This is a genomic window from Shewanella sp. Choline-02u-19, assembly GCF_002836205.1.
Lineage (GTDB): Bacteria > Pseudomonadota > Gammaproteobacteria > Enterobacterales > Shewanellaceae > Shewanella.
In genome coordinates this window covers 2,980,745-2,994,562 of sequence record NZ_PJBE01000013.1, presented here as the reverse complement: position 1 = coordinate 2,994,562, position 13,818 = coordinate 2,980,745, and the positions used below count along the sequence as shown (strand labels likewise).

Annotated in this window: 10 protein-coding genes; 3 read left to right on the top strand and 7 right to left on the bottom strand. The window is 44.8% G+C overall.

The window, feature by feature from the left end; all coding sequences use genetic code 11:
• Nucleotides 1-177 precede the first annotated feature (177 nt).
• Nucleotides 178-1,992, top strand: a complete 1,815-nt coding sequence (gene cydD / locus CXF83_RS19700; RefSeq protein ID WP_101092513.1) for a heme ABC transporter permease/ATP-binding protein CydD — start codon at nucleotides 178-180, stop codon at nucleotides 1,990-1,992.
• Entirely contained in the window at nucleotides 1,992-3,731 is a 1,740-nt protein-coding gene (gene cydC / locus CXF83_RS19695; RefSeq protein WP_101092512.1) for a heme ABC transporter ATP-binding protein/permease CydC, read from the top strand. The genes cydD and cydC overlap by 1 nt, the downstream gene beginning before the upstream one ends.
• A 192-nt stretch (nucleotides 3,732-3,923) precedes the next feature.
• Here cydC and putA read toward each other — a convergent pair whose 3' ends face one another.
• The 4 genes from putA to CXF83_RS19675 form a co-directional block, all read right to left on the bottom strand.
• The gene (gene putA / locus CXF83_RS19690; protein WP_180960971.1) at nucleotides 3,924-7,118 is read right to left on the bottom strand and encodes a bifunctional proline dehydrogenase/L-glutamate gamma-semialdehyde dehydrogenase PutA; all 3,195 of its coding nucleotides are present in this window, start codon (nucleotides 7,116-7,118) and stop codon (nucleotides 3,924-3,926) included.
• A 265-nt stretch (nucleotides 7,119-7,383) separates the two neighbouring features.
• Nucleotides 7,384-7,959, bottom strand: a complete 576-nt coding sequence (locus CXF83_RS19685; RefSeq protein ID WP_101092618.1) for a TIGR04211 family SH3 domain-containing protein — start codon at nucleotides 7,957-7,959, stop codon at nucleotides 7,384-7,386.
• Between the two features lie 163 nt (nucleotides 7,960-8,122).
• The gene (locus CXF83_RS19680; RefSeq protein ID WP_101092510.1) at nucleotides 8,123-9,391 is read right to left on the bottom strand and encodes an inorganic phosphate transporter; all 1,269 of its coding nucleotides are present in this window, start codon (nucleotides 9,389-9,391) and stop codon (nucleotides 8,123-8,125) included.
• Nucleotides 9,392-9,415: 24 nt separating this feature from the next.
• On the bottom strand, nucleotides 9,416-10,096 hold the full coding sequence (locus tag CXF83_RS19675) for a TIGR00153 family protein (RefSeq protein WP_101092509.1): 681 nt from the start codon (nucleotides 10,094-10,096) through the stop codon (nucleotides 9,416-9,418).
• A 232-nt stretch (nucleotides 10,097-10,328) separates the two neighbouring features.
• Here CXF83_RS19675 and CXF83_RS19670 point away from each other — a divergent pair, with 232 nt between their 5' ends.
• Nucleotides 10,329-11,816 carry a CYTH domain-containing protein gene (locus tag CXF83_RS19670; protein WP_101092508.1) on the top strand — a complete coding sequence of 496 codons (1,488 nt, stop codon included), beginning with the start codon at nucleotides 10,329-10,331 and terminating at the stop codon, nucleotides 11,814-11,816.
• Between the two features lie 47 nt (nucleotides 11,817-11,863).
• Here CXF83_RS19670 and CXF83_RS19665 read toward each other — a convergent pair whose 3' ends face one another.
• The 3 genes from CXF83_RS19665 to CXF83_RS19655 form a co-directional block, all read right to left on the bottom strand.
• Nucleotides 11,864-12,658: a potassium channel family protein gene (locus CXF83_RS19665; protein WP_101092507.1), complete on the bottom strand. Its 795-nt coding sequence runs from the start codon at nucleotides 12,656-12,658 to the stop codon at nucleotides 11,864-11,866.
• 64 nt (nucleotides 12,659-12,722) lie between these two features.
• Nucleotides 12,723-13,052, bottom strand: a complete 330-nt coding sequence (locus CXF83_RS19660) for a hypothetical protein (RefSeq protein ID WP_101092506.1) — start codon at nucleotides 13,050-13,052, stop codon at nucleotides 12,723-12,725.
• Nucleotides 13,053-13,159: 107 nt separating this feature from the next.
• Nucleotides 13,160-13,813, bottom strand: coding sequence for a DUF4178 domain-containing protein (locus CXF83_RS19655; protein ID WP_101092505.1), 654 nt, complete (start codon nucleotides 13,811-13,813; stop codon nucleotides 13,160-13,162).
• Nucleotides 13,814-13,818: the final 5 nt, after the last annotated feature.

Below are 13,818 nucleotides of genomic sequence, written 5' to 3'. Positions count from 1 at the left end.
ATGCCTGCGATACTAGCATTCCTTTATGCCTCAATATTATTTTTTTTAGGCTACGGAACTTACACTTAAATGCAGTCCTCTTAAATACTGCTTTCTTGGTGACGGCCTTCAGGCGTCTTACTCTTACTCCGTTAATTTATTAAGCTTATCTGTCAAGTACAGTAAATCTGGGATCCAATGGATAAAACCGTAGAGAAAAAACTCACTCACTGGCTCAAACAGCAAAAATCAGCCTGTGGTTATTACCTCAATGTATCGATTTTCTTTGGGGTGCTAACCGGCATTAGTTTGATGTGTCAGGCATGGCTCATTGCTACCATATTACAAGGCATCATTATCGATGAACTGCCTAAGGCTACTTTTAGTGACCATTTCTGGTTACTGTTGCTGCTCACTATTGTTAGAGGTGTATTGGCATTTGCTAGAGAGCGTTCAAGTTTTAAAGCGGGTGCGCAGCTTCGAGTGCATATGCGCGCTGCGGTTTTGGATAAGTTGGCCGCATTAGGGCCTGCTTTTATTCAGGGTAAACCTGCTGGCAGTTGGGCGAGCATTGTGCTTGAACAAGTGGAAGACTTACAAGATTTCTACGCACGTTATTTGCCACAAATTGTTCTGGCAGGCTTTATTCCACTGATTATTTTAATGGCTGTATTCCCGGTCAACTGGGCGGCAGGGATTATTTTACTCGCAACCGCGCCGCTTATCCCAATGTTCATGATTTTAGTAGGAATGGGGGCTGCTGATGCTAACCGTAAAAACTTTGGCGCCCTGGCTCGTTTAAGTGGTCACTTTATGGATAGGCTTAAAGGCTTGTCGACCTTGAAGCTGTTTAATCAAGGTGCCAAAGAAGCTAAGGCGATAGAGAAAGCGTCAGAAGAGTTCAGAGAACGCACCATGTCGGTGCTGCGAATGGCGTTTCTCAGTTCAGCAGTGCTTGAGTTCTTTGCCGCGGTATCGATTGCGGTCTTGGCAGTGTATTTTGGTTTCAGTTATTTAGGCCATTTGGATTTTGGTCATTACGGTACCTCAATCAGCCTATTTACCGGTCTGTTTATTCTTATTCTCGCGCCAGAGTTTTATCAACCGCTGCGAGATATGGGCACGCATTACCATGCCAAAGCACAAGCGATTGGTGCTGCAGAAGAGCTAATGGCTCTGCTTGACCATCCAGAAGAAAACGCGGGTCAAAAAATGGGCACGGGTGATGAACTTGAGGCTGAGGTTAGTATTGAAGCCATTGATCTTAAAGTTTATAGCGTCGATGGCACCGAGCTGCTTGGACCGATTAGTTTTACGTTGCAGCAAGGTGAGCATTTGGCCGTCGTGGGGGCTAGTGGTGCGGGTAAAACAAGTTTGCTTAGTGCCTTATTAGGCTTTTTGCCGTATCAAGGCCAGCTTAAGATTAATGGTGTTGAGTTGCGCCAATTGCCGATGTCGCAGTGGCGTAAAAAATTGGCATGGCTTGGGCAAGAGCCTCAACTGTTTTGTGGCACCGTGCGTGAAAATGTTGCGCTAGGACAGTTAGCACAAGACCAAGCACTGTCAGATGATGCTATTAAGGCATTGTTAGCCCAAGCACACATTCTCGATTTTATTGAATCGCAACCGCTAGGGTTAGACCATCCTATACAAGAACAAACGGCAGGCTTATCCGTTGGGCAAGCCCAACGTATTGCACTCGCTAGAGCGCTAGCGCAGCAACCTAAACTATACATATTAGATGAACCTACCGCGAGTCTAGACAGCTTAAGCGAACAAGCTGTACAAGCGACATTAGCTGATGCGATGCAAGCAACGGGTTGTTTAATGGTGACTCATCGGTTGGAATCATTAAGTTCGATGGACAGAGTATTAGTGATGGAGAATGGCTTATTGGCACAGCAAGGTACATTTGCTGAGCTTTCAGCGGCTGAAGGGGTGTTTAAGCGAATGTTACTTGAGTCAGCGCCTGTTGATATTGAGCTCGCGACGAAGACGGAGGGAGATCTGTAATGAAAGCGCTATTACCTTACATTAAACGATTTAAAAGCCAATGGTTCATGATGTTTATCGGACTGTTTTTAAGCGTGACCACCATGATGGCGGGTCTTGGCTTATTAGCGCTTTCCGGTTGGTTCTTATCCGCTGCAGCGGTTGCTGGGCTCACCGTAGTTACGGCGCAGATGTTTAACTATTTTACGCCTGCTGGTGGTGTTCGTTTGTTATCAATCGTTCGCACAGCGAGCCGTTATGGCGAACGTTTAGCCACTCACGAGGCAACATTTAGCTTATTAACCGATCTGCGTTGTTGGGTATGGAATAAGCTGATGCCGCTGAGCGCTAAAAACCTGCAGGGGATCCGCCGAGGAGACTTACTTAATCGGCTAGTGGCAGATATCGATACGTTAGATCATCTTTACTTGCGCTTGCTTACACCGCTACTAGCTTCATTATTGATGCTAGTGGGGCTGTATTTCTTTGTTTCATGGTTCGATGCAAAACTGGCAGCCACACTCTGTAGCATATTATTGGCAGTATGGTTGCTTCTGCCAACGGTATTTTACTTTCTCGGTCGTAAACCGGGTATCGCTCAGCTCGAAACTAAGCGTGAGTTACGGGTGCAGTTGCTCGAGTACTTGCAAGGCCAAGCCGAGTTAACCTTATTTGGTGCACAAGGGCTGTATCGCCAGCGCTTAAACGGTGCAGAGAGCTTAATGATCGCCAGTCAAAATCGAATGAATCGGGTGACGGCTCTTAGTCAAGCCTGTCTCATCTTCTGTCATGGTTTTGCTGTGCTAGTCATGCTGTATATGGCTGCAGCGGGAGTAGGCGAGTCTGTACCGCCAGGGCCAAAACTGGCAATGATTGTATTTATAACGATGGCGACCATTGAGATGATGATGCCATTAGCGGGGGCATTTCAGCACCTTTCCGCTTGTAGCTCAGCAGCAACTCGACTTAATCAAGTGGTAGAGCAAACCCCAGAGGTTACCTTTGCAGAAGATAATGATCTGCAAGTCAGTGAGGGCAGTGTTGAATTAACCAATATCGATTTTGGCTATGACCCTGAGCATAGCGTATTGCAACAACTTAACTTCGTCATTCCAGCGGGGTCCAAGGTCGCTTTACTGGGGCAAACGGGTTGTGGGAAGTCGAGTTTATTGTCATTGATTACTCGCGAGTGGTTACCACAACATGGCCAAGTGATATTGGATGGGCGTGACGCGAATGCTTATTCTGAGGATGCTCTACGCAAATCAATGTCGGTCGTGAGCCAACGTATCTATCTATTTAGCGGCACCTTAAGAGAAAACTTAGCTATTGCATTGGATAACGCTAGCCGTAAAGATGACGATAAGTTGATTGCGGTGTTAGAAAAAGTCGGCTTAGGGGTATTATTGCAAGGTGATAAGCCATTAGACAACTGGATTGGTGAAGGTGGTCGGCAGTTATCGGGTGGCGAGCAGCGCAGAATTGGCGTGGCTAGAGCACTGCTTAGAGATGCCCCTATGTTACTGCTTGATGAGCCAACCGAAGGGCTTGATAAGAAAACAGAACGAGAGATTTTAGCGTTATTGTTTGCGTTTGCGAGTGATAAAACGGTATTGATGATCAGCCATCGTTTAACGGCAATGGCGAGAATGGATACGATTCACTTGATGGAGCAAGGTAAGATCCGTTGCTCAGGTAATCATCAACAACTAATTGAAAGTGATAGTTATTACGCCAGTCTATACCAAAAGTTAGCCTAAGTTGCAGAGCCATTTGATTAAACGAGTGTAAGGGTAATAGTCTATAACCCTTACGCATTTTGAACTAATTAAGGCATTAGCTTCAGTGACTCGCTCGCATTAATGGCCACAGTGCCGCATAAAAAAAGCCAGATTAAAAACCTGGCTTTTTTAGTTTAAGATTATTGGCTTAGGTATCAATACCTTTAGTCATTAATCGTCACTATCACCTAAAGACAATAGTGTGGCATTACCACCTATCGCGGTGATGTTGTTAGTGCGTGTTTTCTCGGTTATAAAGCGCGTAAGGTAGTGTGGACCACCTGCTTTAGGACCGGTGCCAGACAACCCTTGACCACCAAAGGGTTGAACACCGACTACAGCACCAATTTGGTTACGGTTAATATAAACGTTACCGACATTAACTTTACCTGCTAATTCAAGCGCATGACCTTCGTTACGGCTGTGGATTCCTAACGTGAGGCCAAATCCAGTTGAGTTGATCTCATCGATAACTTTATTTAGCTCGGATGCCTTGTAACGGATCACGTGCAAAATCGGCCCAAAGTGCTCTTTATCAAGCTGCTTGATTGACGCTATTTCAATGGCCGTTGGCGCAACAAAGTAACCATTTTCGGTACCTGCAGGTAACTCCATCTGCTTAATTAGCGTACCGACTTGTTTGATATGGTCGATGTGAGCGTTAAGGTTTGCAGCAGACGTGGCGTCAATCACTGGACCAACGTCAGTTTTGACTGAGCTTGGGTCACCAATGGTAAGCTCTTCCATCGCGCCTTTCATTACATCAAGCACGCGATCAGCAACATCCGCTTGCAGGAACAGCACCCGCAACGCAGAGCAACGTTGGCCCGCACTGGTGAAAGATGCCGACACTATGTCGTTAACCACTTGTTCTGGTTGTGATGTGGAATCCACTACCATAGCATTCTGCCCACCGGTTTCAGCAATCAAAGGAATAATTGCCCCTTCGCGCATGGCTAGCGTGCGGTTAATCAGTTTTGCTGTACCTGTAGAACCGGTAAAGCAAACACCACCGATACGGTCATCACTGGTAATTGCTGAACCTACTGTTGCCCCTGTCCCCGGCAGAAACTGCAGCACATCTTTCGGAATGCCCGCTTCGTGAGCGAGCTGTACCGCGCGGTAACCGACGATAGACGTTTGCTCTGCAGGTTTAGCGACAACAGTGTTACCTGCCGCTAGCGCTGCTGCTGCTTGGCCTATGAAGATTGCCAATGGGAAGTTCCATGGACTAATACAGACAAAGATCCCGCGGCCCTGAAGGAATAACTCGTTAATCTCGCCCGTTGGGCCAGGAAGTCGCTCGGGTTGAGCCATCATTCTCTTTGCTTGCACTGCATAGTAACGACAGAAATCAACGGCTTCACGCACTTCATCGATACCGTCTTGAATACTCTTACCCGCTTCACGGGTACAAAGTGCAATCAGCTCTTCACGGTTATCTTCAATTAGGTCGGCAAGCTTCTGCAGTGCACTGGCTCGCACCTCGACAGGGGTAGAACACCAGCTTGGAAATGAAGCCGCAGCGCCGGCAAGGGCTTGTTCAATAGCATGCTTGTTAGCGAAGGCAACCTTACCAACTACCTTAGAGGTGTCAAATGGGCTAACAATTTCTTTAATGTCACCACTTAAGGTTTCGCCGTTGACTAATGGACCAGCAGACCAAGTGTGGTTTTTATACTTTTCTATTGCCGCCAAAAAAGGAGTCGATTCTGACATTATGTTCAGGTTGAGGCCTTTCGAGTTTTGACGCTCAGTACCGAATATGTTGGCAGGTAAAGCAATTCTGTTGTTAGCTAGCGTTTTGTAGCCCTTTAGCGTCGACAGTGGATGTATCACCAGTGACTCAATCGGCGTTTTAGGATCGACAAGTTTATGTACAAACGACGTATTTGCGCCATTCTCAAGCAAGCGGCGCACTAAATAAGGCAGTAGGTCTTTATGGGCACCCACTGGCGCATAGATACGGACCGTCTTAACGCCACGTTCTGCTAACAGAGTGTCGTAAAGCTCTTCGCCCATGCCATGTAAGCGTTGGAATTCATAATTTCGGTCACCTGCCATATCGGTTATTGAAGCAACCGTTTGGGCGTTATGACTGGCAAACTGTGGGTAGATAGCGCCGCGTGTGGCATCAGACAACAAGTATCTTGCACAGGCAAGATATGACACGTCGGTACTCGCTTTGCGGGTATAAAGAGGGTAACCCGCTTCACCATTTTCCTGCGACCATTTAAGCTCGCTATCCCAGTAGGCGCCTTTAACTAAACGTAGTGGAATTTCATCGCCTTGATCTTTGGACAGACGAGTTAACCAGCACAATACTGGCAGCGCACGCTTAGAATAAGCTTGAACGACAATACCCAGTAGACCCCAGCCTTTGGCTGCGTCTGAATTATAAAGGCGTTGGAATAGTTTTAATGAAAGCTCAAGGCGATCCATCTCTTCTGCATCAATAGAGATGCCGACTCTAAGAGAGCGAGCTTGCTTGATAAGTAATATCAGCGTGTCATATAGCTCTGTTAAGACTCTATCTTCGTTGGCAACCTCGTAACGAGGATGTAGCGCTGAGAGTTTAATTGAGATCGTTGGGCGAGGAGATTTACTTTCGTCATACTCTAGCCCGCCGATCGTTGCGATAGCACTAGAGTACTCATCGAAATATTTTTGCGCATCTTTTTTAGTTAAAGCTGCTTCACCTAACATATCGTAGCTATGGGTATAACCAAGCTTACGTTTGTCGACACTATTTTTGAGCGCCTCTTTTACGTTGCGACCAAGTACAAATTGTTTACCCATTATTTTCATCGCCCCAAGCATGGCTTGGCGGATAACAGGTTCACCCATCTTATTGACTAAGCGGTTAAGTAACTTACTTGGTTTACCGTTGACTTGTTTGTCGAGTTTGACGATTTTACCGGTAAGCATCAACCCCCAAGTTGAGGCGTTGACCAAGAGTGAGTTACTCTTGCTCAGATGTTCATCCCATTGAGCGCCAGAGAGTTTGTCTTCAATCAGGGCGTCAGCGGTTGCTGCATCAGGAATTCGCAATAAGGCTTCAGCAAGGCACATTAAAATAATGCCCTCTTGTGTTTCTAAGCTATATTGCTGTAAAAATGCGTCAATACCGACCATAAGGCCTTTCTTGTCGTATTGACGTACTTTATTCACTAATTCGTATGCACGATTTGTCACACGATCGATCTCTTCTTTGCTGGACGGAACCAGTTTTATCAATTCTGATAAATATAGTTCTTCATCAACAATATAATTATTGCTGATCGCTTTGAACAGTTCGTTGAGATCGGCTGAGTCATAACGACCAGCTAGTACTTCACTCGCTTTGAACATATTAATAACTTCCATCTTGGCCGAAGGTATATTGCAGGGATGTTTAATGCGACAAGATCTTTGTTGTTATCTTTTTGTATACAATCTAAGGCCTCCGCGCGGGTGATTGTACCTGTAAAATGTGATAAGGAACACCTTTGCGTGAAGGAATGTGATCTTTGTTTGACTTGGGGGTGGTGGGGCGTGTGCTAGGCCCCACTGGGTAAGGGGGGAAGGCTAGAAAATAAAAAGCCAGCGTTTAAAAACACTGGCTAAAGAACTAAAAATAACAGGTTACTATTTACCAGTGATTTTTAGGTTTACGCTGTGGTCGTGGTAAGTAAACTAAAATAATGCCCAATAACAGGCCGCCAGCGGCGATAAAGCCACCTTGTTGCCACATTTCAAAACGCTCATTACTTTGCATACTTGCCAGTTTTACCTGAGCGCTATCGCGCTCTTGGCTAGCACTTGCAAGTGCTTTTTGTGCTTGAGCTAATTGCGTCTTAATCTGGCTCAACTCTTGTACACTCGAATCTGTTGTCGTGAGTGCGTTGGTTAAGTCAGCTTTAGTTTGCGCTAGCTCTGCTTGCACCGCCGGTAATTGTTCACGCAAGCTTACAGCTGAGCTGAGTAGCTTAGTTTGAACCCAGCCTTCACGATCCTTATGATCGATTATCTTGCTGTAGTCACCTTGAGTTTCACCTAATAAAGTTATCTTCTGACCCGCTTCTACGCTGCCCAATATCCGAAACTGGGTACCCGGTCCGCCATGGAGATAGATAAAAACATCATCAGAGATGTAACTTGTTTGGTTTGCCGCAAATAAAGAGGGGGAAAGTAATAACGCTCCCACAATAGTTAGAATTTTTAACACCAATCTATTCTCATCAATGAAATTTAGCCAACATGCTATGGATTTAGAGGACTTAATGCAAGTGGCATTAAGGGAGATAAAACGCAAAAAGGGAGCTTGATACAAATATTATCAAACTCCCTTAAGGAATCGCAGTACTTTTTGGTGCGATAAAGCTCAGTATTTAGCTAAAAATACCTTTAATCATGAAGAAGATCATGATTGATAGCGCGGCACCAGCGGGTAGGGTTACCACCCAAGACACAACAATATTACGCACTACGCCAATATTGATTGCAGCGATACCACGAGCCATGCCGACACCTAACACCGCACCCACTAGGGTTTGTGTCGTTGAGATTGGTAGACCAGTACCCGATGCAATAACCACCGTCGATGCTGCTGCAAGCTCTGCCGCAAAACCACGACTTGGCGTCAGGTGAGTAATATTCTTACCAATGGTTTGCATTACACGCTTACCAAAGATAGCAAGTCCTAAGACAATACCCACTGCACCCAATGGCAGAATCCACCAAACAAGAGCGGCATTACTGCTGATCTCGCCACCACTGTTAACGATTGAAACAACCGCCGCTAGTGGGCCAATAGCGTTAGCAACATCATTTGAGCCATGCGCAAATGCCATACAACATGCGGTGACAACCATTAAGATAGCGAAGACTTTTTCAACGTTACCAAACTGGGTTTGACGATCTGCTTTATTATCCATTTTTAGGCGTTTGATAGCGATCATGCCACCAATTCCTACAAGTGCTGCAATAGCGAGCGCTAACGAATAAGCTTCTAGGTTGTCAAAGTGCAAGCCAATATGTTTAAGACCTTTCTTGATGGTGACAAGTGCCATTACAAAACCAGCAAGAGCCATATAGAAAGGAACATAACGTTTAGCATTTTCAAGTGGATTAGAGGTATTAAAGATAAGCTTTTGGACACTTTGGAATATCATAAAGGCGATAAAGCCCGATATTGCCGGCGTGACAACCCAAGAACCTACAATACCACCTACTTTGCCCCATTCAACCGCATCTGCACTTACGCCTACTGCAGCGAAACCAACAATGGCGCCGATAATAGAGTGAGTGGTCGAAACTGGCCAACCAAGTGCTGAAGCAGCGATAAGCCAGATACCAGCGGCTAGCAAAGACGCTATCATGCCGTATACCAGAAGCTCAGGTTGTTCAATAAAGAAAGTTGAGTCAATAATGCCTTTGCGGATTGTACTGGTGACTTCGCCACCGGCTAAATACGCACCTGCAAACTCAAAAATCATAGCGATAATAATCGCTTGTTTAATTGTAATCGCATTGGAACCTACAGAGGTTCCCATTGCATTGGCTACATCATTTGCGCCAATACCCCAAGCCATTAAAAAACCAAATAGAGCTGCCATGCCAATAAGCCATGGGCCGTTGGTGACTAATACATCAACCATGTTATTACCTTGATAATCTTTTGATTAGACGCGAGCTAACATCAGCTCTAGGCGGGAACCGACTCGTTCGGCAAGATCTGCCAAGTCACCAACCCACTCAATTATCTTGTAGAGGAACATTACATCTACAGGGTTAAAATCAGATTCGATAGCCAAAAGTTGTCTACGTATCTTAATTTGTAAAACATCAGTGTCATCTTCGATAGAGTCAAGTTCACTGATCATTTTTGCCACAAGATCCACTTCACGGCCTCTAAAACCAGTTTCTAGTAGGTCGTCGAGTTCGTTAATTGCTTGCTTTGATAACGCAACTGCATCAAGACAGCGTTGTAAATAAGCAATGAAGGATTCTTGGATTGCATGAGGGATGACGAGCTCTCGGCCAATAACTCGACCGGAAATGTCTTTCGCTTTGTTAGCGATCTTATCTTGCTGGGTGAGTAGCTCCAGTAAGTCAGTACGCTCAACGGGCATAAACAAACCACCTGGCAGAGTTAAGCGGATTTCACGTTTTAGTGAATCTGCTTCTTGCTCGGTCAAGCTTATTTGCTGACGCAGTTGAACAGCTTTGTCCCAGTCACCTGAGGCTGTAGCTTCGAAAAATGGGACAAGTAATGACGCGCAGTCGTATACTTTGTCTATATGCTCTTGGAGAGGCTTAATTGGCGATTTTGCAAACACGCCCAAAATAGAGTTTACTGGCATTGCCGTTTACCTATTTAGGTTATTCCACTATTGGAAAAAGCGGGCGCATGTTAACCCAAGCGGCCGCGTAAGAAAACTGTGTTTTTGTAATTAACTAAACAGTTTTTTATTCTAACGAGTTATATCTTAACTGCAAAGCGAATCCTACGGCGTTTTTATTACAAAAATATTACACTGTGTCGAATTAATGACAGATTGATTAAATTTTGATTACAAGGCGAATAGTACACAGATGGAAGCAGAGATAGAACTCAAACTTTTCTTTAATGAAAATAAAAGAAAAACCCTTATAAACCTGTTGGATAGCATTCCTAATTCCGATAGTAAAGGCAGCGAAAAGTTAACTAATGGGTATTTTGAAACCCCTGACCTTACTTTGCGTCATTGGGACATGGGATTGCGGGTTCGCGGGATAAATACTCACCGAGAGCAAACTATTAAGACTGCTGGACAGGTTGTCGGTGGGATCCACTCTCGGCCTGAATTTAATGTCGATATAGATCACGATTTTCCAAAATTAAATTTATTCCCGAGTAAAATTTGGCCACAAGGCGCAGATCTTGAACAAGTGCAGTTACAGTTGCGTTGTTTGTTCAATACTGATTTTGAACGACAAAAATGGCATATTTTTGTTGATGATAGTTTGGTCGAAGTGGCGCTTGATATCGGTCATATTTGTGTTGATGACCGCTCTGAACCCATCTGTGAATTAGAGTTTGAATTACTTGCTGGTGATACTGCTGCCCTACTTGTTTTAGCAGGTATTGTTAGCAGAGAAGTACCGGTTCGATTAGGCAACGCGAGTAAAGCAAAAAGAGGCTATCAGTTAGCGGCTCAAGCAAGTCCGTTTAATTTGGAAGTGCTCGATTTTATAGCATTAAAGCCTGAACAAAACTTAAAACAAGTCGCCATAAACTTGCTCGAAGTTGGGCTAGAAAGATGGCAGCAGCTAGAAGCGATGATCCTTGATGTCGCGCAGAACCCCCATGAACTGCCAATGCTCTGTTATCGACTCAGAGCTTGTATTCGGTTGCTAAAAAGCACGCTGGCGCAATTTACCTTGTTAGGTGACTCTTTTGAAGAAGACTTTGGCTGTATTGAGCGTCGGCTTAACTTTATCGAAGAGTCGCTGAGTCTATTTTCTATTGTGGAGAAAAACGGCGCCCTTATCGCTAAGTTGTCGATGTCGGATGCCCTGGTAGATATAGCCAATGCTAAATTGCAGCAACTGAATATTTCTGCCCATTTCGACGCGCTGTTAGACGATATTTGTTATGGCCGACTGCAAGTACATCTTGTTGATCTGTTGATGCAAATAAGTGTTGGCAACGTTGTTATTGATAAAACACTCAGTTTGAAGCAATTTGCCGATGAGCTACAAGAAAAATCATGGCAAAAGATATTGGATGTTATGCCATTAAATAATGATTTAAGCAGTAGCGACTATCTTGCTGTCGCAAAGGCGTTAGATAACAGCATGTTTGTTGGTGTGGCATATGGTCAGCTTTATTCAAACAAATCACGTGATCAATTTAGGGCACCTTGGCAAGACCTTGCGTTAGGTATTAGAACTTTAGCGGCTTATCGGCAGCTTAAGGTGATTAGTGAACTGGCGTATATTGATATTAGTGATTGGCTTGAAAATAAAGAGCTGAGTTTAGTGCAGGCAATGGAGCTTTCACGTCGTAGTGCAATGCAGAACGAACCGTACTGGCGTTAACGCTTTGGTGACACGTTTTTAATGATTGAGCCCGCCAATGTGCGGGCTTATTTTTTGGCGTCTCTCATCTCTAATTTTAACGCTTCTATCTCTTTAAGCAGCTGTTGTTGGTTGGCTTCCATGCGAGCAAGACTCATTTGCAGCTCTGAGCGGATCTCTTCACTGTGGCTCTCGAGTTTTTCGGCTTCGTCTGGGGCGACAAATACTGAGGCCATATAACCAGAAATAATACCAAAAAAGCTGACGCCACACACAATGACCATACCACCGATAATATGTCCAGCTGTGGTCACTGGGTAGTAGTCACCGTAACCGACAGTCGATATTGTGACTAAAGCCCACCAAATAGCATCTTCAGCAGTCTCAATATTAGCCCCTTCAACACCGCTCTCGACAATAAGTACCAAAACAGAGGCAAAGGTAAGAATCGTCACTAAAGCCACTAACAAGCTTGCCAGAGTGGCTTGGCGACGCTGTTTGACCATAGGGACAATTAGGGAACGGGTCATACGAATGAGTCTGACAACACGAAGGATCTGAAAAAGTCGTGCCATTCTCAGTGCTTCAATTGCTGGGATACTGGCAACTAGATCTATCCAATGATGCTTAAAGTAAGTTTTTTTACTCTCTGCTTTGAATAGGCCATAGAAAAAATTCGACATGAAGAGAAGACAAATACAGGTATCTATAAAGAACAGTAAGCGCCTAGTCTCGCCATCAAGGCCGCCAAATGTAAGCACGAGCACTACAACGACAGAGAGCAACGACAACAGCATCATCGCAAGCTGGAATGGTGTTGGCGGCGTTTCAGGTTGTATGATCCAGCGCTTTTCGTTAGTCATTTATCGATCCATCGTTCTTGCTGCACTTTCCCTAAACCGGGAAGCAAAATAAGTCTTCGGGGCGTTAGTCTTCGGCACTGAATTTAATGAGATCATCCAGTACGTGTTTTTTGATCTCTAACTGTTGCTCTGCTTTTAAGTTGTACCTTTCAGCGAGCTGGGCATAGTCTTCCGCGCTTAAGGATACGGTAAGGCGAGGGCGTTTAGGACGTTTAGTCACACTTAACCCGAGAATGTCTCTAATTTGATCTGAAGGACTGACACCGGCATCAAGCGCGGCTTTACGGATGGAATATTGAAATTTCTCATCCAAATCAAAGGCAATTTGAGTGGCCTTAGCGGCTTTTTGATTTTGCTGCCACTGTTCCGGCAACGGATTCTTTTGCTTGCTCATGCGTAAGATATTACCTATCCATAGAAACGGCTTTATAGGTTAATGCTATCACTCATAGCGCTAGAAATAAAAAAGGTTCTAACGTGAGTCACGTTAGAACCTTTAAATTATGCGCCAGGCCAATAGTCCCGGATGTCTGATAGAGGGCGGTAAAGTGTCAACATGACATCTGTTTCCCCCCCATCATAGACTTCGATATCAATGGCCTTATCTTCATCGTCATCCAGTAATTGGTATGATTCAAAAGGATCGCCTGTAGGGCCATCGGCATCTTGAGGTGGCTTATTGCCCCGATAATCCTGACGGTGAAAGTAACCAAAACCTGCAAATGTGACCTGATGATATTGAGGTGACAACCACTGTTCAAATTCAGTTGCTAGCTCAGGTGACAATTCACTGGTGGTTAGCTCTGCTTTGCCAGGTTCTTCAAAAATAGCGCTAAATTGCTCTAGATTGAATAGCTGCTCGACTAAACCACGATTAACCTTTATCGACAACGCGAGGTAAGTTTCATCATCTTCATCTAAGCCGAGAAAGATGGTGTCACTTCCGTGCCCTTTTAGCACCCATTCCGTTTGCTGTTTGCGCTCATACTCATAAGTATTAACCGCTTCAACTCTTAGCTGCTGCCCACGTAATTGTGGTGGCAGCGCAAAGCTATCATCAAGGGAGATCATATCCCCCTTATCTAGCTTTGATGGGTGGTCGAGTTGACGTTTAGGTTCCTCTTTCTTGCCAAATAGGCCACTTAGAAATCCCACGTCAT